Source organism: Pseudomonas sp. PAMC 29040 (assembly GCF_003994535.1).
Taxonomy (GTDB): Bacteria; Pseudomonadota; Gammaproteobacteria; order Pseudomonadales; family Pseudomonadaceae; genus Aquipseudomonas; species Aquipseudomonas paraversuta.
Genome location: NZ_RZAA01000012.1, coordinates 59,823 through 82,901 on the forward strand (window position 1 = coordinate 59,823; position 23,079 = coordinate 82,901).

The window sequence follows — 23,079 nt, forward strand, 5'->3', positions numbered from 1 at the left end:
AAACGTTTCAGCAAGCGTGTTTAATGGATCTTTACCCCGCAGAGCAATGTGCTTGCCACACATGACTCAGGCCTTCGGGGGGAGCTATCTACGCTGACTTTATTCAAAACAATACCTGGTGCCACGGAGCGCCGGAAAAGGAGAACGCATGCTCGAGCTCACCATAGAGCAGATTTCCATGGGCCAGACGGCTGTGGATAAGTCTGCGGCGCTGCATTTACTCGCCGATAAGCTGGTCGCCGATGGTTTGGTGGCCGAAGGTTATCTGAAAGGCTTGCAAGCGCGTGAGGCTCAGGGCTCGACCTTCTTGGGTCAGGGAATTGCCATTCCCCACGGCACTCCTGAAACCCGCGACCTGGTGTATGCCACAGGCGTGCGTTTATTGCAGTTTCCCGATGGAGTGGACTGGGGCGACGGTCAGATCGTGTACCTGGCGATCGGCATTGCGGCCAAGTCCGACGAGCATTTGCGCCTGCTGCAACTGCTGACCCGGGCTTTGGGCGAAACCGATCTGGGCCAGGCATTGCGTCGTGCCAGTTCCGCCGAAGCCTTGCTCAAATTGCTCCAGGGCGCGCCACAGGAACTGGCACTGGATGCGCAGATGATCGGCCTCGGTGTCTCCGCCGATGATTTCGAAGAACTGGTCTGGCGCGGTGCCCGCCTGCTGCGTCAGGCCGATTGTGTGAGCAACGGCTTTGCTGCAGTGTTGCAACAGGTGGACGCATTGCCCCTGGGTGATGGTTTGTGGTGGCTGCACAGCGAGCAAACAGTCAAGCGCCCGGGCCTGGCTTTCGTGACCCCGGACAAGCCGATGCGCTATCTGGGCCAGCCACTGAGCGGGCTGTTCTGCCTGGCAAGCCTGGGAGAAGCCCACCAGGCATTGCTTGAACGCTTGTGTGCGCTGCTGATCGAAGGTCGCGGGCATGAACTGGGACGCGCCACCAGCAGTCGTGCAGTACTTGAAGTGCTGGGCGGCGAATTACCGGCTGACTGGCCGAGTGCCCGTATCACCCTGGCCAACGCCCACGGCTTGCACGCCCGTCCGGCGAAAATACTCGCGCAACTGGCGAAGAGCTTTGATGGCGAGATCCGTGTACGAATTGTTGACGGCCAGGAGTCGGCAGTATCGGCCAAGAGCCTGAGCAAATTGCTCAGCCTGGGCGCACGTCGCGGCCAGGTGCTGGAGTTTGTCGCCGAACCCGCAATTGCCGGTGATGCATTGCCGGCGATACTGGCCGCCATTGAAGAAGGCCTGGGCGAAGAAGTCGAGCCGCTGCCGCTGCTGGCCGAGTCAGCAGCACCCGTGGCCGACATCGCCACGCTGCTCACAGCCCCGGCTGACGGCAGCGTGATCCAGGCCATCGCCGCCGCGCCCGGAATTGCCATCGGGCCGGCACACATTCAAGTGCTGCAAATTATCGATTACCCGCTGCGTGGCGAATCAGCGGCGATTGAGCGTGAACGTCTGAAAAAAGCTTTGGCCGAGGTACGTCAGGACATTGAAGGCCTGATTCAGCGCAGTCAGTCCAAGGCCATTCGCGAAATTTTTATCACCCATCAGGAAATGCTCGATGACCCGGAGCTGACCGATGAGGTCGATACCCGGCTCAAGCAGGGCGAAAGCGCCGAGGCCGCGTGGATGTCGGTCATCGAGGCGGCTGCACGTCAGCAAGAGTCGTTGCAGGATGCATTGCTGGCCGAGCGCGCCGCGGATTTACGTGACATCGGGCGCCGTGTTCTGGCGCAGTTGTGTGGCGTGCAAACCCCGGCCGAACCTGATCAACCCTATGTGCTGGTGATGGACGAAGTGGGTCCGTCCGACGTGGCGCGTCTTGATCCGGCACGGGTTGCAGGCATTTTGACGGCCCGTGGTGGTGCCACCGCGCACAGTGCGATTGTCGCCCGGGCCTTGGGGATTCCTGCATTGGTCGGAGCTGGCGAAGCGGTATTGCTGCTGGCGCCCGGCACTCAACTATTGATTGATGGCCAGCGTGGCCGCCTGCATGTCGCACCGGATGCCGACGCCCTGCAGCGCGCCACTTCTGAGCGTGACAGCCGCGAACAGCGCTTATTGGCTGCCTCCGAGCAACGTCATGAACCGGCCGTTACTGTGGATGGGCACGGGGTCGAAGTGTTTGCCAATATCGGCGAGAGCAAGGGTGTGGCCAACGCGGTCGAGCAGGGCGCCGAAGGTATAGGCCTGCTGCGCACCGAGCTGATTTTCATGGCCCACAGCCAGGCGCCGGACGAAGCCACCCAGGAAGCCGAGTACCGTCGGGTGCTCGATGGCCTGGACGGGCGGCCTCTGGTGGTACGCACCCTGGACGTGGGCGGCGACAAGCCGCTGCCGTACTGGCCGATCGAGAAAGAGGAAAACCCGTTTCTTGGCGTACGGGGTATTCGTCTCACGTTGCAACGTCCGCACATCATGGAAAGCCAGTTGCGGGCGCTGTTGCGCTCAGCGGATAACCGCCCGCTGCGCATCATGTTCCCGATGGTAGGCAGCGTGGCCGAATGGCGCGCCGCCCGTGACATGACCGAACGTCTGCGCCTGGAAATCCCGGTGGCTGACTTACAGCTGGGGATCATGATTGAAGTGCCGTCCGCCGCCTTGCTGGCCCCGGTGCTGGCCAAGGAAGTCGATTTTTTCAGCGTCGGCACTAACGACCTGACCCAGTACACCCTGGCCATCGACCGGGGCCACCCGACCCTGTCGGCACAGGCCGACGGTTTGCATCCGGCGGTGTTGCAATTGATCGACATCACCGTGCGTGCCGCCCATGCCCATGGCAAATGGGTCGGCGTATGCGGCGAGCTGGCGGCCGATCCGCTGGCGGTGCCGGTGCTGGTTGGCCTGGGCGTGGATGAGTTGAGTGTGTCTGCGCGCAGCATTCCCGAGGTCAAGGCGCGGGTTCGCGAATTGAGCATGGAGCGTCTCAAGACCCTGGCTACCCAGGCCTTGAGTGTCGGTAGCCCGGAAGAAGTCCGGGCCTTGGTGGAGGCGCTCTGATGGCCAGAATCCTGACCGTAACCCTTAACCCGGCCCTGGACCTGACCGTGCGCCTGTCCCATCTGCAACCGGGGCAAGTCCACCGCAGCCAGGCTTTGCTGAGCCATGCCGCGGGCAAGGGGGTGAATGTCGCACAGGTGCTGGCCGATCTGGGTCACAGCGTCACCGTTAGCGGTTTTCTCGGTGAAAACAATCAAGCGCCGTTCAACGCCTTGTTTGCCAGCCGCGGTTTTGTCGACGCCTTTATCCGCGTGCCCGGTGACACCCGCAGCAACATCAAGCTGGCTGAAGACGATGGCCGCGTAACCGACCTCAACGGGCCGGGGCCACAGGTCAGTGAGCTGGCGCAACAGGCCTTGCTCGACAAGCTCGATCAGATTGCCGCCAGCCATGACGCGGTGGTGGTGGCTGGCAGCTTGCCCCAAGGCATCAGCGCGCAGTGGTTGTGTGAATTGCTGCGACGTCTGAAGTCCCTTGGCCTGAAAGTGGTGCTGGACACCAGTGGCGAAGCCTTGAAGCAAGGTTTGAGTGCGGGCCCCTGGCTGATCAAACCCAACACCGAAGAACTCAGCGCCGCGCTGGGGCACGACATTGCCAGCCTTGAGGCGCAGACCGCGGCTGCCGCGCAATTGCAGGCCCGGGGCGTTGAGCATGTGGTGATTTCCCACGGTGCTGAAGGGGTGAACTGGTTCAACCCGGCATTTGCCTTGCAGGCGCGGCCGCCCAAGGTTCGCGTCGCCAGCACCGTGGGTGCCGGCGATTCACTGCTGGCGGGCATGCTGCATGGCCTGCTCAGCGGCCACACCCCCGAGCAGACCTTGCGCACCGCCACCGCCATCGGGGCGCTGGCGGTCACTCAAATCGGTTTTGGCATCAGCGATGCGGTGCACCTGGCGACGCTTGAAAGCGGTGTCAGCCTTTGCCCCCTGACACAAGAATAAGAGGACTGCACATGAAATTAGCCATTGTCACGGGCTGCCCCAACGGCATGGTCACCAGCGTGCTGTGCGCCCGATTGCTGGACGCAGCGGCGCAACGTCAGGGGTGGAGCACCAGTGTCGAAGTGCATGACCCCAAGCATCCGGAACGCCAGCTGTCCCAGGCAACCATCGATCAAGCGCAATGGGTCCTGGTGGTCAGCAGCACGCCTCTGGACATGCAGCGCTTTGTTGGCAAACCCGTGTTCCAGAGCACCCCGGCCCAGGCCCTGCAAGATGTCGAAGCGATACTGCAGCGCGGCGCCCAGGAAGCCCGGGTGTATGTCGCTCCAGCAGTCTCTACCGAGGCTGAGAGCCCGCAGCACGGTCCGAAAATCGTCGCCATCACCGCCTGTCCGACCGGGGTGGCGCACACCTTTATGGCCGCCGAAGCATTGCAGCAGGCGGCCAAGCGTCTGGGCTACGAGCTGCAGGTCGAAACCCAGGGCTCGGTCGGTGCGCGCAATCCGCTGAGCCCGCAGGCCATCAGAGAAGCCGATGTGGTGCTGTTGGCGGCTGATATCGAAGTGCCGACCGAGCGTTTTGCCGGCAAGAAGATTTACCGCTGCGGCACCGGCATCGCCCTCAAGCAAGCCGAAGCCACCCTGAACAAAGCCTTGAGCGAAGGCCGGGAAGAGACGGCAGCGGCTGATGGTTCAGCACCGGCCAAGCAAGAGAAAACCGGGGTTTACAAGCATCTGCTGACCGGCGTGTCGTTCATGTTGCCAATGGTGGTGGCGGGCGGCTTGCTGATTGCCCTGTCCTTCGTGTTCGGGATCACGGCCTATAAAGAGCCCGGCACGCTGGCGGCGGCACTGATGCAGATCGGTGGCGATGCGGCGTTCAAACTGATGGTGCCATTGCTGGCGGGCTATATCGCCTACTCGATTGCCGACCGCCCGGGCCTGGCGCCGGGGATGATTGGCGGGCTGCTGGCCAGTACCCTGGGTGCCGGGTTTATCGGCGGGATCATTGCCGGGTTTATCGCCGGTTACTGCGCCAAGGCGATCAATCGCTATGCGCGATTGCCGCAAAGTCTGGAAGCGCTGAAGCCGATTCTGATCATCCCGTTGTTTGCCAGCCTGTTTACCGGCCTGGTGATGATCTATGTGGTCGGCAAGCCAGTGGCCGGCATGCTCGAAGGCCTTACCCACTTCCTCGACAGCATGGGCACCACCAACGCCATTTTGTTGGGCGTTCTGCTGGGCGGCATGATGTGTGTCGACTTGGGCGGGCCGATCAACAAGGCGGCCTACGCGTTTTCGGTGGGGCTGCTGGCTTCGCAGAGTTACGCGCCGATGGCCGCCACCATGGCTGCCGGCATGGTGCCGCCGATCGGCCTGGGGATTGCGACCTTTATTGCCCGGCGCAAATTTGCCCAGACCGAACGCGAGGCGGGCAAAGCCGCGTTGGTGCTGGGACTGTGCTTTATCTCCGAAGGTGCGATTCCGTTCGCCGCCAAAGACCCGCTGCGGGTGATTCCGGCGAGCATTCTGGGGGGCGCCTTGACCGGTGCACTGTCGATGTACTTCGGCTGCAAGCTGATGGCACCGCACGGTGGCTTGTTCGTGCTGCTGATCCCGAATGCGATCAACCATGCGCTGCTGTACTTGCTGGCGATTGTCGCCGGTAGCTTGGTGACGGCAGTGGTATATGCCGTGATCAAACGTGCGGAACCGGCGGAAATGGCGCTGGAGACTGCCAAGGCCTGAGGCCTTGACTCAAACCGCTCGCGAGCCCTTGAACCGCTCGCGGGCAAGCCCGCTCCTGCAGGGGGGCGGGCATCGGTTCAATACACATCCCGCCGATAACGCCCTTGCTCGATCAGTGCTTGTAGCGCTGGCTCGCCCAGCAGCTCGGTCAAGGCCTGATCCACACCCGCCGCCATCCCTTGCAGACTGCCGCAGATATAAATAGCAGCGCCGTCTGCCAGCCATCTGCGTATTTCATCAGCTGACTCGCGCAAGCGATCCTGTACATAAATCTTCTGTGCCTGATCCCGTGAAAACGCCAGATCCAGCCGCGCCAGATCACCACTGGCCAGCCAGCCCTGCAGTTCTTCGCGGCAGTGGAAGTCATGGGCGGCATTGCGTTCACCAAAGAACAGCCAGTTACGCTGCTGGCCCTTGGCAATGCGCGCTTTGAGCAGGCTGCGCAGCCCCGCCAGGCCGGTGCCATTGCCCAGCAAAATAAGCGGACAAGGTTCGGCGGGCAGATGGAAACCACTGTTGCGCCGTACCCTCAGGCTGATGGCAGAACCCACATTTGCGTGTTCCGTCAGCCAGCCCGAACCCAGGCCCAGGCTGCCATCGGCATGGCGCTCCTGACGCACGATCAGTTGCAGCAGGCCATCTTCGGGGATCGAGGCAATGGAGTATTCACGCATGTGCAGCGGGATCAAGGCGTCGACCAATGCCTGTGCATGCATGCCCACCAGATGCCCGCGATTGTCCGGCAGCTGACGCCCGCCCAGGGCCTGGGCCAGGGTTTCTTGCAGACCATCGAGCTGTACCCGGGTGTCTGCCGACAGACCCAGACCTTGCAGGAAATGCTCAATCGCTGCCGGGGACTGCCGTGGCATGACTTCAACCAGATCACCTGCCTGCCATGAATCGCTGGCATGGGGGGCCTTGAGCCCCAGCAGGTAAACCCCGGAGCCGCTGCTGCCAGGGTTGAGCAGTTGGCGTTGTTCAAGGGTCCAGTTGTTGTAACCCGGTGCCTGCCAGTTGGCCGCCGGCGCAGTACCGGTCAGTTGACCGAGCTGTTGCTGCCAGTGCTGCAGCGCCTCGGGGTCGCCGCTGTCGACCTGGACCGGAGTGAACAATGATTGTGCGCCACGCTCGTTCAGCCATTGCTGAACCCGGGTCGCAAAGCCGCAGAAGTGCGGGTATTGGCGATCGCCCAGGGCCAGCAACGAATACTTGAGACTGCTCAGGGCCAAAGGCTGGTTCAGGACTTTGCGTTCAAAGCCACGGGCACTGTCGGGGGCTTCACCATCGCCAAAGGTACTGACGACAAACAGTGCATGGCTGGCCTGCTGCAAGTCCTGCTCGCTGAGCGCTGCCAGCGGTTGCACCCGCACTGCAAATCCGGCGGCCTGCAATTGTCCGGCGCTCTGCCAGGCCAGTTGTTCTGCCAGACCGCTCTGGCTGGCAAAGCCGATCAACCAGGGCGATGCATCGCTGTGCGCCGAGGACAAACCCTGGCGCGCCTGTTTGATCTGAAGCTTTTTACGGCGCCGGTCCAGGTACAGCAACCAGCCGGTAATAAAGAACAACGGCATGCTGAGGCTGGCGATGGTCACCAGGATGCGCCCGGGGAGGCCCCAGTAACTGCCCACGTGAAGCGCGTAAATGCTGGTCAGCAATTGCGCCTTGTAGCTTTTGTCTGCGTAGCGCTGGTGTTGTTTGATTACGCCAGTGACCGGGTCGAGCACGATCTGATTGAAGGCGCGCTCATGGGGCGAGTCGCTGCGCAGATAAAAAACCGTGGCCGGCTGCCCGGCCACCGGTGGCATCCGCACGTTGTACAGGCTCAGTTGCGGCCCGGCAGCCTGCTGGATAGTGGCCCAGATGGCATCGTAATCGGCTACAGGGGCCGGCCCCGCAGGGCCGGGCTGACCGCGACCGCCTTTGCGCTGCTGGCTGTTGGGGCTGTCCGAAAACAGTTTTTGCAGGCCTTTGTTGTACCACTCGTAGGACCACGACAAGCCGGTCAGGGCGGCCAGCAGGTAAAAGATCATGCACCAGGTACCCGCCACGGAATGCAGGTCCCAGTTGAAGCTGCGGCCTTTTTTGGCCCAGTCCAGGGTCAGCCAGGCACGCCAGTTCAGTGCCTGGCGCGGCCAGCGCAGATAGAGGCCCGAGAGGCAGAAGAAAATCAGCATCAGGGTGCAGGCACCGGTGATCTGGCGACCGGTTTGGCCCATGGCCAGAAAGCGGTGCAGTTGCAGCATCAGATCGAAGAAGCCCTGGCCGCTGGCGTCGCCCTGATAGGTGCCGGTGTAAGGGTCGACATAGCGCAGTTGACCGCGGCGCTCCCCCGGCGGCGGGGTGAAGAAAATCCGTGCGGCACTGTCGCTGTCCACCCCGACCCAGAGCATGGACACCTGTTTGCCTTCAGTGGCCTCGACCCGGCGTACCAGTTCGGCGGGCGCCAGGGTGCCGCTGTCGAGTTTCTCGACCTTGAGCACCGAGGGGTTGAGCAAGTTCAGCAGTTCGTCCTGGAACGACACCGTCGCGCCGGTAATCCCCATGAGGGCCAGGACCAGCCCTGCGGTGATCCCGAAAAACCAGTGCAGCTGAAAAAGGGTTTTCTTAAACACGACGACCGCCTTGCTCGCTCAATTGAATGCTTCACGGCGCAGTTTGCCGTGCAGGTTGTTTACACACAAAAGCCCCGACCATCGTTGGACAGGGCTTTGCGCTAAAGCTGTGGCATCTCTGTGTGGGCGGCTGGCTTGCCAGCGATTGCAGCTGCGCGGTTTAACGGTAAAACCGTATCGCTTGCATCGCTGGCAAGCCAGCTCCCACCAGTGATCATTACCAGGTTGGCATCAGAAATGAACGCTGGTGGTCAACAAGGCTGTACGGCCCGCCGCCTGGTTGGCGAAGTGGGTCGAAAAGGCTTTGTCGTAGTAAGTCTTGTCGGTCAGGTTCTGTACGTTCAGTTGCAGATCAACGTTTTTGGTCAGCTTGTAGCTGGCCATTGCGTCGTAGCGGGTGTAAGCCGGAACGTAAGTCGAGTTGGCGACGTTACCGAATACTTCATCCACGTAGAACGCACCGCCGCCGATGGTCAGCTTGGGTGTGATCGCATAAGTGGTCCACAGGCTGGCGCTGTTTTTCGGGGTGTTGGGCAGCTGGTTGCCATCGGTAGCCTTGTTCAAAGGGCCGCCATCGCGCTGCTTGCCGTCCAGATAGGTGTAGCCCGCAAACACTTGCCATTGCTCGGTGATTTTACCGGAGGCAGACAGTTCGATGCCGTCGACGCGGGTTTTGCCGGCGTTCTCGTAGGTATCAGCGTCTGTCTGGACCCGGGTGTTCTCTTTTTCGGTGCGGAAGATGGCTGCCGTCAGAGACAGGCGGTCGTTGAACACATCCCACTTGGTACCGAGTTCGTAGTTGGTGGTTTCTTCCGGTTCCATGTCGCTGGCCAGAATCTTGCCGGTGCGATCCGGAGTACCGCTCAACGGGTTGGTTTCATTGCTGTCCAGCATCGAGCCCGGCGGGGTGGCCGAGGTGGCGTAAGACACGTAGACGCTGCCGTTAGGCTGGACTTTCCACACCAGGCCGAGCTGGCCGGAGAAGAAGTCGCTGGTGTCAGATCCCTTGTAAGTGGTCGCTCCGGCGGCCGTGTACGATTTGTACTTGGTCTCGAAGTGGTCGTAACGCAGACCCATGTTCAGCAGCCACTCAGGTGACAGTTCCAGCGTGTCCATCGCATAAATGGCGCGTGTGGTGTTGGCGCTGTCAGTACCGGCATAGTTGCGTGCGATCGAGCCGTTCCATGGATCATTGGCATTCGGGTTGCCCAGGGATGTGCAGTTCCAGTCGCTTGGGGCGCCGATCATGCCCGGAGTGCAGTTAGTGCCGCCAGCGGTACCCGGGGTGGTGCTGGTATTAACGGTATAGGACGACTTGCTGCTGGTCTCGCGGCTGAGTTCGATACCGGTGGAGTAGCTGTTTTTGAAGCCGGCGATATATACGTCACCAAACAGATCGGTCTGGTTGGTGGTGGTGGCGGTGTTGCTCACACGGGTGTTGGCCCGGCGCCAGACGCTGCCGTTGTTGACGTTGCCTTTACTGTCGTCCGGCTGGGTCAGGATGTAATCCTGCAGGGTGTTGCCGTGGCGCAGGGTGTTCTTGACGTGCAGGTCTTCGCTGAAGTCGTGTTCAAACGAAAAAGTAGTGATATCGGCGCGGGTTTTGCGGAAGTCACGATCTTTCAGGCCGTAGAAATTGCTGCTGTCGCCACCGTCGTTCGGCTTGTCCGGGCTGTCTGCGGTATGGGTTTTGCCCACCGAGAAACCGTAAGGAATACCCGAATCCGGCAGGTCGTTACTTTCCATGTGGTAGTAATCGACGTTGACCCGGGTATCGGTGCCCAGGCCAAACGCCAGGGAAGGAGCAATACCCCAGCGGTCGTAATTGACATTGTCGCGACCGGCCACATTGCTTTCGTGGCTCATCAGGTTCAGACGACCGGCAACGGTATCGCTGAACTGATAGTTACCGTCCAGGGTATAGCGTTGGGTCTGGTCCGAGCCCCAGGTGTAGCCGCCATCAAACGAATTACCCAGATGGGCTTTCTTGCTGACCATGTTGATGGTGCCGCCGGCTGCACCGCGACCGCCAAATGCCGAGTTCGGGCCTTTGGCGACTTCAATCGATTCAACGGCGAAAATCTCGCGAGTCTGGGCGCCGGTATCGCGTACGCCGTCCAGATAGGTGTCGCCCTGGGCGTCAAAGCCGCGAATGAACGGCCGGTCGCCTTGCGGGTTACCGCCTTCACCTGCGCCGAAGGTAATGCCTGGAACGGTGCGCAATGCGTCTTGCAGGGAAGTTGCGGCCGTATCCTTGATCAGTTGTTGCGGGATCACGGTGATCGAGCGGGGCGTATCAATCAGGGGCGCGGTGTACTTCGGGGAGTCGGCTTTTTCAATCTGGTAGGACTGCTCGTTCTGTTCGCCTGAAACCGTGGTCGCGCCAAGGGAAATACTGTTGCCCTGTGCTTTGCTGTCCGTGCTTTCGGCAGCCTGAGCCATATGGGCTGCAGAGGTCGCGGTAATCGCGACACCGATAGCCGAAGCCAGTAAACGCGGTGAGCTGACAGGTATTTTTATAAGTTGGCGCGACATGTGAAGATCCCTTGCCCCAGAATTTGAGCCGCGAAATATAGTGCAAACAATTCCTTGTATCAATTGAGATCAATTACTATTAGCGCTAAATTTACAATCTTTACAATTTCCCTTTACGGTTTTTTCACACTCATTCGTCTCCGGTGTCCTAACAGGGTTTTACACGAACAATAAGAATCAATACCATTGCCGTCCCTTCGCTAACTGGTATCGCGCCATGCTGTTGCATATTCCCGGCTTGTTTTCCCGTGAAGAGGTGCAGCGCATTCGTGAGGCGCTGGAGCAGACCGAGTGGGCTGACGGCAAAATCACCGCCGGCTTTCAGTCCGCCAGGGCCAAGCACAACCTGCAGTTGCCTGAAGGGCACCCGTTGGCGAAGGAAATTGGCGCGGCAATGATTGACCGGCTGTGGCAAACCCCGCTGTTCATGTCGGCTGCCTTGCCGCACAAAGTCTTCCCGCCGCTGGTCAATTGCTACACCGGCGGTGGCAGTTTCGATTTTCATATCGACAACGCCGTGCGCCAGCCCAAGGGCAGTCCCGAGCGGGTGCGGACTGACTTGTCGGCCACCCTGTTTTTCAGCGACCCCGATGACTATGACGGTGGCGAGCTGGTGATTCAGGACACCTACGGTGTGCAGCAGGTCAAATTGCCTGCTGGCGACATGGTCCTGTACCCCGGTACCAGCCTGCACAAGGTCAATGCGGTCACCCGTGGCGCACGCTATGCCTCGTTCTTCTGGACCCAAAGCCTGGTGCGTGAAGACAGCCAGCGCACCTTGCTGTTTGAAATGGATAACGCCATTCAGCAGCTGACCCGCGACGTACCCGATCACCCCTCGTTGATCCGGCTCACGGGCACTTATCACAACCTGTTGCGGCGCTGGGTTGAGGTTTAGGGATGCCATTTCAACTGCGTCGTGAAGAAGTACTCGACGGTGAGCAGCTCAAAGCCATGCTCGCTGAAAACCCGGCGCGGGCAGCGCAGGCGATTTTGCTCGCGGCCCGCCAGGGCATCGTCGACGGTCAGGCCTTGCTGGGGCAGATTCTGCTGGACGGGCAGGGGATTGAGCGTGATCCGGTGCTGGCCAGACGCTGGTTTCAGATTGCCGCCAATGCTGATCACCTGATGGCGCGCAACATGTTGGGGCGCTGCTGGGAACTGGGCTGGGGCGGGCCTGTGGACTGGACCCTGGCCAGCCTGGAGTATCGCCAGGCGGCTGAAGCCGGGCTGGACTGGGCGATGTACAACTACGCCAACTTGCTGGCCACCGGGCGCGGCGTGGCTGAAGACCAGATCACGGCTCAGTTTTATTACCGTCGGGCGGCGCAGTTGGGGCACGCCAAATCCATGAACTTGCTGGGGCGTTATCTGGAGGAGGGTGTGCATTGCCCTGCCGATCAAGAGGCAGCATGCCTGTGGTACCGGCGCTCGGCTGAAGCGGGGGACTTTCGTGGGCAGTTCAGCCACGCCTCGGTGCTGGCCGAGTCGGGGGAAATCGATCAGGCGTTGATCTGGTTTGAGCGCGCGTTGGCGGGGGGCAATCTTAAATTTCTCAAGGTCGCAGCCCTGACCTTATTGAATGCCGGGCACCCGCAGATCCGGGCATTGGCCACGGCTTACCAGCAGCGGGCAGCCGAGATTCTGTAGGCGCGAGCTCGCGGCTACAGGCTGCGGGCATAAAAAAACCCATGACAGGTCATGGGTTTTTTAGGGGCTGCGTTTACAGGTAGAAGGATTTCAGCGGCGGAAAGCCATTGAATTCAACTGCGCTGTAGCTGGTGGTGTAAGCACCGGTGGACAGCCAGTACAGGCGGTCACCGATCGCCAGGTTCAGTGGCAGGCCGTATTTGTAGTTTTCATACATGATGTCGGCGCTGTCGCAGGTCGGGCCGGCGATGACCACTTCTTCCATCTCGCCTTTCTTTTCAGTCCAGATCGGAAACTTGATGGCTTCGTCCATGGTTTCGATCAGGCCCGAGAATTTGCCCACATCGGTGTAAACCCAGCGCTCGACAGCGGTACGGGATTTACGCGCAACCAGCACCACTTCACTGACCAGGATCCCGGCGTTGGCAATCAGCGAACGGCCAGGCTCAAGGATGATTTCCGGCAGTTCGTCACCGAAGTCTTCCTTGAGGAAACGGATGATCTCTTCAGCGTAGGTTTCCAGGCTGTTGGTGCGGGTGATGTAGTTGGCCGGGAAGCCGCCGCCCATGTTGATCAGCTTGAGAACAATGCCGTCTTCTTCCTTGAGGCGCTCGAAGATCACTTTGACCTTGGCAATCGCCGCGTCCCACACGCTGATGTCCCGTTGCTGCGAGCCCACGTGGAACGAAATGCCGTAAGGCACCAGGCCCAGATCGCGGGCAAGGATCAACAGATCCATGGCCATATCGGTCTGGCAGCCGAATTTGCGCGACAGTGGCCAGTCAGCCGTAGTCGAGCCTTCGGTGAGGATGCGCACGTAGATTTTCGAACCCGGGGCGGCCTTGGCGATGTTGCGCAGGTCAGCTTCGGAGTCGGTGGAAAACAGGCGCACGCCCTTCTCGTAGAAGTAGCGGATGTCCTTGGACTTCTTGATGGTGTTGCCGTAGCTGATGCGATCCGGGGAAACGCCCCGATCCATCACTTTGTCCAGTTCATAGATCGACGCGATGTCGAAGCTTGAGCCCTTGTCGCGCAGCAGGTCGATGATTTCGACTGCCGGGTTGGCCTTGACCGCGTAGTACACCTTGGCGAACTCGAAACCTGCGCGCAGGTCATCGTAAGCCTTGCTGATCATGGCGGTGTCGATCACCACGAACGGGGTTTCCTGGGTGTCGGCAAAAGCCTTCATTTTGTTGAAGGTTTCGCGCGCGTAATAGTCTTCGACCTGAATCGACATGAGGAGGGACTCCAAGTGGCAAACGTCATAGATAAATGGGTGCAACTGAACATCCTCCGTATCCCCACTTTGGTTCGCCTACTTCCCAAGGCATGTCCGCCGAAAGCAAAAAAGGTAAATGGACCTTGCTGTCTCGTCGTCAGTACTTGAGCCGGATGGATCGTTTCCAGCATGGATGTTCGGCGCGAACTTTAGGGCGTGATTCCCCTTTGATCAACTAAAAATGTCGCGTATGTGCACGAATTCGTCGGGGGTTCAATTTCGGCTATTTAAGTAACCGACCTTGATGACAGTGTGATGTTCCCGCAGAAGGGGATTTGAAGGGGAGAGATGAGTTGTGCCCTGCTGCGGGAGCCTGGCTTGCCAGCGATGGTATCTGCACGGTCTGTCAGTAAAACCGCGTAGTTTGCATCGCCGCCAAGCCAGGCTCCCGCAGGATCGGTTATCTAGGCAGTGGCCATATCAGCCGGTGAAACAATGCTGGTCTTGGCCCCGCGGGAGCGGCCGGAGCTCAAGTAGGCAGCGATGGATTCCTGGGTCACTTCACCGAGGAATACCCGTTCGGCATCCATTACCGGCAACCATGAGCGGTTGAACTCGTACATGCGCGACAGCAGGATGCGCAAGTGTTCGTCGGAGGCTGCAGTGGCGGTGAACTCGCGCAGGTACTGGCCGCAAGTGCCGGTCTGGCGATGCAGGTCGCGACGGCGCACATAGCCCAGGGCTTTGTTGTCGGCACAGGTGACGACGACGTAGCGACGGTCCAGCTCGTCCATCAGTTCCAGTGCTTCGGCCACCGGTGTCTCCGGGCTGACCGACGGCGCGTTGTCGGCCGCGTCTTCAGCCTTGACCAGCAACAGGCGCTTGAGGGTGCTGTCCTGACCGACAAAGTTGCTGACAAAGTCGTCGGCCGGGTGGGCGAGCAGAGTGTCCGGGTGATCCATCTGCAGCAGCTTGCCGCCGCGGAAGATGGCGATTTTGTCGCCCAGCTTGATCGCTTCGTCAATGTCGTGGCTGACCATGATCACGGTCTTGTTCAGCGCGCGCTGCATCTCGAAGAATTCGTTCTGGATCATTTCGCGGTTGATCGGGTCGACCGCGCCGAACGGCTCATCCATTAATAGCAGCGGTGCGTCGGCGGCCAAGGCGCGAATCACGCCGATGCGCTGTTGCTGGCCACCCGACAGTTCACGGGGGTAGCGGGTCAGGTACTGCTTGGGCTCGAGCTTGATCATGCTCATCAGTTCACGGGCACGGTCATGGCACTTTTGCTTGTCCCAGCCCAGCAGGCGCGGAACGATGGTGATGTTCTCCTCGATGGTCATGTTGGGGAACAGACCGATCTGCTGGATCACATAACCGATATTGCGGCGCAGGGTGACCGGGTCGAGGTCGGTGGTGTCTTCGCCGTTGATCAGGATCTTGCCGGAGGTTGGCTTGATCAGGCGGTTGATCATTTTCAGCGTGGTGCTTTTACCGCAACCCGAAGGCCCGAGGAACACGCAGATTTCGCCTTCGTTGACGGTCAGGCTTACCGAGTCCACGGCTTTTACATCTTTGCCGTTGCTTTGGAAGGTCTTGCTGAGGTTTTGAAGTTCGATCATTTGAGTAATCCTTTTGGAGTCAGCGTGCGTTGCAGCCATTGCAAAAGCAGGTCGGCGAAGATGGCCAGAAGACTGACCAGTACCGCGCCGACGATCAGCATCGACATGTCGCTACGGCTGATTGCAGCAAGAATAAGTACACCCAGACCGCCGGCACCGATGGTGGCGGCAATCGTCATTACACCAATGTTCATCACCACGGCGGTGCGCACACCGGCCAGGATCACCGGTACCGCGATCGGCAGTTCAACCATGCGCAGGCGCTGGGCGAAGGTCATGCCGATACCGCGGGCGGCTTCACGTATGCCCGGTTCCACGCCGGTCAGGGCAAGGAAGGTGTTACGCATGATCGGCAGCAATGAGTACAGGAACACGGCGGTGATGGCGGGCATCGGGCCCAGGCCCTGGCCGAACTTGGAATAGAACGGCAGCAGCAGGCCGAACAGGGCAATCGAGGGGATGGTCAGCAACACGGTGGCGCTGGCCTGCATGGGGCCGGCCAGTGACGGGAAGCGCGTCATCAGTACGCCCAGCGGTACGCCAACCACAATGGCCAGGGTCACGGCGATCCCGACCAGAGCAATGTGTTGCAGGGTCAGGTGCATGACCTGATTCCAGTCCATGTTGGAAAAGGCGTTTAGAAATTCCATGTCTTTTCCTCCGGGTCAGTTAGCTAAAAGCTGTGGGTGCTGGCGCAGGAAGTCTGCGGCCACCTTGGACGGGCTTTCGTGGTCGACGTCGACCCGGGCGTTGAGTTGGCGCATGGTTTCGTCGTCAAACAGATCCGCCAGTGGCTTGAGCAGGTCAGCCAGATCCGGGTGCTGGTCCAGGTAGGCTTTGCGTACTACGGGAGCGGCGGTGTAATCCGGGAAGTAATGCTTGTCGTCGTCGAGCAACTTGAGGTTGAAAGCGCTCAGGCGACCGTCAGTGGTGTAGACCAGCCCTGCAAACACCTGGCCGTTTTTCAGCGAGGTATAGACCAGGCCAGCGTCCATTTGCCGGATGTTTTTGCGGGTCAGGTCCATGTCATACAGCTCGGCCATGCCGATCAACCCGTCGGAGCGATTGGCGAACTCGGTATCCAGTGAGACCAGGGCGCCTTTATTCGCCGGGTCGCGCAGGGCCTTGTTCAGATCGCTGATGCTGTTGATTTCCGGGTGTTCCTTGGCCACGTTTTCTGGCAGCGCCAGGGCATAGGTGTTGCTGAACTTGGACGGGTGCAGCCAGACCAGGCCTTTTTTACCGTCGAGCTCTTTGACCCGCTCGAAGGATTGCTCGCTGTCGAGTTTTTCGGTCACGTGGTTATAGGCCACCAGTGACACGCCGGTGTATTCCCAGATCAGGTCCAGCTGCCCGGACTCCTGGGCGCTGCGCGCCAGGCTGCTGCCCAGCCCGCCGGTTACCTGAGCGTTGTAGCCCTTGCTCTTGAGGTATTGCGAGGTGATTTCAGCGAGCAGGGTTTGCTCGGTAAAAACCCGCGCCCCAATCCGGACCAGGGGTTTTTCTGCGGCCTGGGCAATTCCTGCGAACAGCAGGATGCAGCCTAAAAACAAGCTTAATTTTTTCATGCGTATTCCTTTGCTCAGCCAGACCTTATGCAGGTCGTAGACCGCGTTCCAGCCAGCGGCGGCTGATGAAGATCACCAGGCCGTCGAGCAGCAATGCCAGCAGCGCGGTACAGGCTGCGCCGAGGATGAGTTGCGGCTGATTATTGAGGGCGATACCAGGGAAAATCAGGCTGCCCAGGCTGTTGGCGCCAATCAGGAACGCCAGGGGGGCGGTGCCGACGTTGATCGCCAGTGCGACCCTTACGCCACCCATGATGATGGGCACGGCGTTGGGCATTTCGACTCGCCACAGCACTTGGCGCGGGGTCATGCCGATGCCGACGGCGGCTTCTTTGAGTGAACCCTGAACGTTTTTCAGGCCTTCATAGGTGTTGCGCACAATGGGCAGCAACGAGGCGAGAAACAGGGCGAAGATGGCAGGGCCGCTACCGATCCCCAGAAAGCCAAGCGCAATGGCCAGTACGGCCAGCGGTGGCACGGTGTTGCCGATGTTGAAGACTTGCATGAAGCGTTCCGCACGTCCGGCCATACTTGGTCGGCTGAGGAAAATGCCCGCGGGGATCCCTACAAGGAGGGCGGCAAACATTGAAACGAGTACGAGGTACAGATGGGCTTGCAGGTAGAACAACAGATCATCTTGATAGTGTTCGATAGTGCTGATGCCGATCCAGTGGACCAACAGGGCCAGGAGTGCGAGAACAATCACACCTCCTATAAGCCCTTTTCCATAGCGATTAGCCACAGGCGGACTCCTTTTTTTTCTTGGTCGGCGAACACATTGTCGTGTGGCAATGCCATTCCTGGCTGCCGACGATGAGTTCGCGAAGAGCAACGGGTGGGGGGCGAAAAAGCGCCGCCATCACCTGTCATTAGCGCAGCCTCGTCAGGCTAACTTGCTGATATTTCAGCACCTGACGGTTTGTCGTATCAGGAGAGTGGACGCCTCCACTGCACAAAAGGTTCACATTTTTTACGGCAGATTGCCACCCTTGTCCGACGAGCCATGGCACCAACGGTGGCTGCATGGGCCTAATTTGAGCTATAATCCGCGCCCTTTTTTGAATCAATCGTCAGGCGATTTCCCATGACCAACCAGGCCGCCGAAGTCGCGAAACGCCGCACTTTCGCCATTATTTCCCACCCCGATGCGGGTAAGACCACCATCACCGAAAAGCTGTTGCTGATGGGTAAGGCGATTGCGATCGCCGGTACGGTGAAATCGCGAAAGTCCGACCGCCATGCCACCTCCGACTGGATGGAAATGGAGAAGCAACGGGGTATTTCGATTACCACGTCGGTCATGCAGTTCCCGTATCGCGACCACATGATCAACCTGCTCGACACCCCGGGCCACGAAGACTTCTCGGAAGATACTTACCGCACCCTGACCGCGGTCGACTCGGCCTTGATGGTGCTCGATGGCGGTAAAGGTGTTGAGCCCCGGACCATCGCCCTGATGGACGTTTGTCGTCTGCGGGACACGCCAATCGTCAGCTTTATCAACAAACTCGACCGCGATATCCGTGACCCGATCGAGTTGCTGGACGAGATTGAAGCTGTCCTCAAGATCAAGGCCGCGCCGATCACCTGGCCGATTGGTTGCTACCGCGATTTCAAGGGTGTTTACCACCTGGCCGATGACTACATCATTGTCTACACCGCCGGTCATGGTCATGAGCGCACTGAAACCAAAATCATCGAGAAGCTCGACTCCGATGAGGCCCGTGCGCACCTGGGTGACGAGTACCAGCGCTTTGTCGACCAGCTGGAGCTGGTCCAGGGTGCCTGCCATGAATTCAACCAGCAGGAGTTCCTCGACGGCCAGCTGACACCGGTGTTCTTCGGTACGGCACTGGGCAACTTTGGTGTCGATCACGTGCTCGACGCGGTGGTCAACTGGACTCCGGAGCCGTTGCCCCGGGTGGCCAACGAGCGCACGGTGGAGCCGACTGAAGAGAAGTTCAGTGGCTTCGTGTTCAAGATCCAGGCGAACATGGATCCCAAGCACCGTGACCGTATCGCTTTTATGCGTATCTGCTCGGGCAAATACGAAAAGGGCATGAAAATGCGCCACGTGCGCACCGGCAAAGACATCCGTATCGGCGACGCCCTGACGTTCTTCTCTTCCGAGCGTGAACAGCTGGAAGAGGCGTTTGCCGGAGACATCATCGGCTTGCACAACCACGGCACGATCCAGATCGGTGACACCTTCACCGAAGGTGAAAGCCTGAGCTTTACCGGTATTCCGCACTTCGCCCCGGAGCTGTTCCGTCGGGTCCGTCTGCGCGATCCGCTCAAATCCAAGCAGCTGCGTCAGGGGTTGCAGCAACTGGCCGAAGAGGGCGCCACCCAGGTGTTCTTCCCGGAGCGCAGCAACGACATCATTCTGGGTGCCGTTGGTGTGCTGCAGTTCGACGTGGTCGCCAGCCGTCTGAAAGGCGAATACAAGGTGGAATGCTCCTATGAGCCGATCACCGTGTACTCGGCGCGCTGGATTGATTGCGACGATAAGAAGAAGCTTGAGGAGTTCAAGATCAAGGCAGTGGAAAACCTGGCGATTGACGGCGGTGGTCACCTGACCTACCTGGCGCCGACCCGGGTTAACCTGGCGTTGATGGAAGAGCGCTGGCCAGATGTGAAATTCCGCGCCACCCGTGAGCATCACTAAGAGCTACGGGGTTCTGGTTAAAAAAGCGAAGCCTGCGGGCTTCGCTTTTTTTTGCCCGTAAATCCTCGAACCTCGGGTTACAAAAGCCCATAACAATTTCGGTCGGGTAAGTCCAAATAGATCTATTGCGGGTAAAAGCTTTTCGGGAAAAAGCGCCGCAGGCGGACTAGGTTTAAATCGTATCTTTCCTACGACAAGGTGGAGTTCGCGATGAGGCTTTTTCAACGCATGGTGTTGTTGCTCAAAGTATTGGTCTTGCTGACGGTGAGTGCTTCAGCCGCATGGGCGAGCAATCCGCTGACGCTTCCGGGAGTCGGGGCTTCGGCCACTGGTGTCGCTGGCCCCATGGTGCATGCCATCTACAAGTCTGACTCTGAACCTGGTGATCAGGGGCAGGGTGGCAGTTCGGGGGATGATGATCAAACGGACGGTGATGGCGGCGCGGATGGCGGTGGCGACAACGGTGACAACGGTGATGAAGGCGACGAGGGGGACAGCCAGTCCTGACAGTCAGAATCCGGCTTTGTCCCTGCTCCCCGGCCCGGTGACAGGATACAGGAGCTGGATGTTACATGGCCCGTGGGAGCTGGCTTGCCAGCGATAAGGATGCCCGGCTCCCACAGGTTGTTTGTCGGTGTTAAACGCTCAAGAACTGCTCCGCGTGATGGCAGGCAACCTGGCGGTTGTCCAGCAGGCGCAGGGCAGGTTCCTCTGTACTGCACAGCTCGGTCGCATAGGGGCAGCGCTTGTGGAAGGCGCAGCCCGACGGCGGGTTCAACGGGTTGGGCAACTCGCCGACGATTTTGATTTTCGGCTTGTTCGGGTCCGGGTGGATGGTCGGTGTGGCCGACAGCAGCGCCTGGGTATAGGGGTGCAACGGGCGGGTGTAGATCTCCTCCTTGGGCCCCATTTCTACCGGGCGGCCGAGGTACATCACCAGGACCTGATCGGCGACATGCCTGACCACCGCCAGGTTGTGGGAGATGAACACGTAGGCGGTGTTGAACTCCTGCTGCAAATCCATGAACAGGTTGAGCACCTGCGCCTGAATCGATACGTCGAGGGCGGAGGTCGGTTCGTCGGCCACCAGCACCTTCGGTTGCAGCATCATGGCGCGCGCCAGGGCGATCCGCTGGCGCTGGCCACCCGAGAACATGTGCGGGTAGCGATGGTAATGCTCAGGGCGCAAACCCACTTGCTTCATCATCGCCTGCACTTTATCGCGGCGTTCGCTGGCGCTCAGGCTGGTGTTGATCAGTAACGGCTCGGCCAACTGATCACCGACCTTTTGCCGCGGGTTGAGCGAGGCGTAAGGGCTCTGGAACACCATCTGAACGTCTTTGCGCAGTTGCTTGCGTTCAGCCTTGTTGGCCCCGGCGACTTCCTGGCCGGCGATTTTCAGCGAACCTGAAGACGGCTCTTCGATCAGGGTCAGGGCGCGGGCCAGGGTGGATTTTCCGCACCCGGACTCGCCAACCACGGCGAGGGTTTTGCCTGCCTCCAGTTCAAAGGATACGCCGTTGAGGGCGCGTACCAGGGCGTGGCCCTTGAACATGCCGCGGGACACTTCGTAGTGACGGGTGAGGTCACGGGCGGTAAGAACGACAGTCATTACGCCACCTCCTGGTTCAAGGGGAAGAAGCAGCGTACCTGGCTGTGAGCTCTGGGCTCCAGCGCCGGACGTTGCTGGCGGCAGGTGTCTTGTACATAAGGGCAGCGCGGCGACAGCAGGCAGCCCTGGGGACGGTCGTAACGCCCCGGCACGATGCCGGGCAAGGTCGCCAGACGGGAAGCCCCCATGCTGTGTTCCGGGATCGCCGCCAGCAGGGCTTCGCTGTAAGGGTGAGCCGGTACGTCAAACAACCCTGGCACGCTACCGACTTCGACCGCCTGGCCGGCGTACATCACGCACACCCGTTGCGCGGTTTCGGCAACCACCGCCAGGTCGTGAGTGATCAGCACCAGGCCCATGTTTTGCTCACGTTGCAGATTGAGCAGCAAATCCATGATCTGGGCTTGAATGGTCACGTCCAGCGCAGTGGTCGGTTCGTCGGCGATCAGCAGTTTCGGTTCGCCGGCAATCGCCATGGCGATGGCTACGCGCTGGCTCATGCCGCCCGAAAGTTGATGCGGGTAGGCTTCCATGCGGCTGGCCGCGCCGGGAATTTCGACCTTTTCCAGCAGCTCGATGGCGCGTTTGCGTGCTTCTTTCTTCGACATCTTCAGGTGCAGGCGCAGGACTTCTTCGATCTGGAAACCCACGGTGTAGCTGGGATTGAGCGCGGTCATCGGGTCCTGGAAGACCATGGCCATGTCCTTGCCGACGATTTTCCGGCGTTGACGGGCGCTGAGGGTCAGCATGTTTTTGCCGTCGAAATTCAGCGCGTCGGCAGTGACGATACCCGGATGCTCGATCAGGCCCATCAGCGCCATCATGGTCACGGATTTACCGGAACCGGATTCGCCGACAATGGCCAGAACTTCGCCTTTATCCACAGACAGGCTCAAACCGTCGACCACAGGCACAGCCTTGGCGTCGCCAAAGCGGACGTTGAGATTCTTGATTTCTAAAAGTGACATGGGAATCTCCTCAGGCGGCGTTCTTGAGTTTCGGGTCCAGCGCATCGCGCAGACCGTCGCCCATCAAGTTGATTGCCAGCACGCTGAGCAAAATGGTCAAACCGGGCAGACTGACGACCCACCAGGCGCGTTCGATGTAGTCACGGGCCGAGGCCAGCATGGTGCCCCATTCAGGGGTTGGCGGTTGTACGCCCAAACCGAGGAAGCCCAGAGCCGCAGCGTCGAGAATCGCCGAGGAGAAGCTCAGGGTGGCCTGTACGATCAGGGGAGCCATGCAGTTGGGCAGTACGGTGACGAACATCAGGCGCGGCAAGCTGGCACCGGCCAGGCGGGCAGCGGTCACGTAGTCGCGGTTCAGTTCGCCCATCACCGCAGCACGGGTCAGACGCACATAGGACGGCAATGAAACCACGGCAATTGCGATCACGGTGTTGATCAGGCCAGGGCCGAGGATGGCGACGATTGCCACCGCCAGCAGCAAGGACGGCAGGGCCAGCATGATGTCCATCAGACGCATGATGCCCGGGCCGAGGATGCGCGGGAAGAACCCGGCAAACAGGCCCAGAATCACGCCGGGGATCAGGGAAATGACCACCGAGGACAAGCCGATCAGCAGTGACAGGCGCGAACCTTCGATCAGGCGTGACAGCAGGTCGCGGCCCAGTTCGTCGGTGCCCAGCAGAAATTGCCATTGGCCGCCTTCCAGCCACACCGGCGGGGTCAGCAGGAAGTCGCGGTATTGCTCACTCGGGTTATGGGGTGCGACCCAGGGGGCAAACAGGGCGCAAAACACAATCAGGCACATGAACATCAGGCCGGCAACGGCCCCTTTGTTCCTGGAAAAGGCGTGCCAGAATTCTTTGTAAGGCGAGGGATAAAGCAGGCTTTGATCCACTTCGGTAGCGTTGGTCGATGTACTCATGGTC

17 protein-coding genes are annotated in these 23,079 nt (G+C 59.9%); 7 read left to right on the forward strand and 10 right to left on the reverse strand.

Annotated elements, in window-relative coordinates; translation table 11 throughout:
• Nucleotides 1-148: 148 nt before the first annotated feature.
• Genes ptsP through WG29040_RS20125 form a run of 3 tightly spaced genes read left to right on the forward strand, consistent with a single transcriptional unit; the run spans nt 149 to nt 5,699 of the window.
• Nucleotides 149-3,010: a phosphoenolpyruvate--protein phosphotransferase gene (gene ptsP / locus WG29040_RS20115; protein ID WP_010655560.1), complete on the forward strand. Its 2,862-nt coding sequence runs from the start codon at nt 149-151 to the stop codon at nt 3,008-3,010.
• Entirely contained in the window at nt 3,010-3,951 is a 942-nt protein-coding gene (gene pfkB, locus WG29040_RS20120; protein WP_003443814.1) for a 1-phosphofructokinase, read from the forward strand. The genes ptsP and pfkB overlap by 1 nt, the downstream gene beginning before the upstream one ends.
• A gap of 11 nt (nt 3,952-3,962) precedes the next feature.
• Entirely contained in the window at nt 3,963-5,699 is a 1,737-nt protein-coding gene (locus tag WG29040_RS20125; protein ID WP_010655562.1) for a PTS fructose-like transporter subunit IIB, read from the forward strand.
• A 77-nt stretch (nt 5,700-5,776) separates the two neighbouring features.
• Here the strand turns inward: WG29040_RS20125 and WG29040_RS20130 are convergent, their stop codons facing one another.
• Nucleotides 5,777-8,311 carry a sulfite reductase flavoprotein subunit alpha gene (locus WG29040_RS20130; RefSeq protein WP_127196785.1) on the reverse strand — a complete coding sequence of 845 codons (2,535 nt, stop codon included), beginning with the start codon at nt 8,309-8,311 and terminating at the stop codon, nt 5,777-5,779.
• Nucleotides 8,312-8,542: 231 nt separating this feature from the next.
• On the reverse strand, nt 8,543-10,846 hold the full coding sequence (locus WG29040_RS20135; protein WP_127196786.1) for a TonB-dependent siderophore receptor: 2,304 nt from the start codon (nt 10,844-10,846) through the stop codon (nt 8,543-8,545).
• Between the two features lie 217 nt (nt 10,847-11,063).
• Here WG29040_RS20135 and WG29040_RS20140 point away from each other — a divergent pair, with 217 nt between their 5' ends.
• Nucleotides 11,064-11,744: a Fe2+-dependent dioxygenase gene (locus tag WG29040_RS20140; RefSeq protein WP_003443806.1), complete on the forward strand. Its 681-nt coding sequence runs from the start codon at nt 11,064-11,066 to the stop codon at nt 11,742-11,744.
• Between the two features lie 2 nt (nt 11,745-11,746).
• Nucleotides 11,747-12,496 carry a tetratricopeptide repeat protein gene (locus tag WG29040_RS20145; RefSeq protein WP_127196787.1) on the forward strand — a complete coding sequence of 250 codons (750 nt, stop codon included), beginning with the start codon at nt 11,747-11,749 and terminating at the stop codon, nt 12,494-12,496.
• 73 nt (nt 12,497-12,569) lie between these two features.
• Here WG29040_RS20145 and WG29040_RS20150 read toward each other — a convergent pair whose 3' ends face one another.
• The 5 genes from WG29040_RS20150 to WG29040_RS20170 all read right to left on the reverse strand — a co-directional run bounded on the left by WG29040_RS20150 (nt 12,570) and on the right by WG29040_RS20170 (nt 17,647).
• The gene (locus tag WG29040_RS20150; protein ID WP_003443803.1) at nt 12,570-13,733 is read right to left on the reverse strand and encodes a type III PLP-dependent enzyme; all 1,164 of its coding nucleotides are present in this window, start codon (nt 13,731-13,733) and stop codon (nt 12,570-12,572) included.
• A gap of 446 nt (nt 13,734-14,179) precedes the next feature.
• Nucleotides 14,180-15,337: a betaine/proline/choline family ABC transporter ATP-binding protein gene (locus tag WG29040_RS20155; RefSeq protein WP_003443800.1), complete on the reverse strand. Its 1,158-nt coding sequence runs from the start codon at nt 15,335-15,337 to the stop codon at nt 14,180-14,182.
• Nucleotides 15,334-15,987, reverse strand: a complete 654-nt coding sequence (locus WG29040_RS20160; RefSeq protein ID WP_003443798.1) for an ABC transporter permease — start codon at nt 15,985-15,987, stop codon at nt 15,334-15,336. The genes WG29040_RS20155 and WG29040_RS20160 overlap by 4 nt, the downstream gene beginning before the upstream one ends.
• Nucleotides 15,988-16,002: 15 nt before the next feature.
• On the reverse strand, nt 16,003-16,905 hold the full coding sequence (locus tag WG29040_RS20165; protein ID WP_003443797.1) for a glycine betaine ABC transporter substrate-binding protein: 903 nt from the start codon (nt 16,903-16,905) through the stop codon (nt 16,003-16,005).
• A 25-nt stretch (nt 16,906-16,930) separates the two neighbouring features.
• Nucleotides 16,931-17,647 (reverse strand): ABC transporter permease, encoded by a 717-nt coding sequence (locus WG29040_RS20170; protein ID WP_029612199.1) that lies wholly within the window; start codon nt 17,645-17,647, stop codon nt 16,931-16,933.
• A 342-nt stretch (nt 17,648-17,989) separates the two neighbouring features.
• Here WG29040_RS20170 and WG29040_RS20175 point away from each other — a divergent pair, with 342 nt between their 5' ends.
• Nucleotides 17,990-19,573, forward strand: coding sequence for a peptide chain release factor 3 (locus tag WG29040_RS20175; RefSeq protein WP_003443795.1), 1,584 nt, complete (start codon nt 17,990-17,992; stop codon nt 19,571-19,573).
• 210 nt (nt 19,574-19,783) lie between these two features.
• Entirely contained in the window at nt 19,784-20,080 is a 297-nt protein-coding gene (locus WG29040_RS20180; RefSeq protein WP_127196788.1) for a hypothetical protein, read from the forward strand.
• 130 nt (nt 20,081-20,210) lie between these two features.
• Here the strand turns inward: WG29040_RS20180 and WG29040_RS20185 are convergent, their stop codons facing one another.
• The 3 genes from WG29040_RS20185 to WG29040_RS20195 are packed head-to-tail and all read right to left on the reverse strand — an operon-like array spanning nt 20,211 to nt 23,075.
• A complete protein-coding gene (locus WG29040_RS20185) occupies nt 20,211-21,185 on the reverse strand; it encodes a peptide ABC transporter ATP-binding protein (protein ID WP_003443793.1) in 975 nt (324 codons plus the stop codon).
• Nucleotides 21,185-22,153: an ABC transporter ATP-binding protein gene (locus WG29040_RS20190; protein ID WP_003443792.1), complete on the reverse strand. Its 969-nt coding sequence runs from the start codon at nt 22,151-22,153 to the stop codon at nt 21,185-21,187. The genes WG29040_RS20185 and WG29040_RS20190 overlap by 1 nt, the downstream gene beginning before the upstream one ends.
• A gap of 10 nt (nt 22,154-22,163) precedes the next feature.
• Entirely contained in the window at nt 22,164-23,075 is a 912-nt protein-coding gene (locus WG29040_RS20195) for an ABC transporter permease subunit (protein WP_003443791.1), read from the reverse strand.
• Nucleotides 23,076-23,079 lie beyond the last annotated feature (4 nt).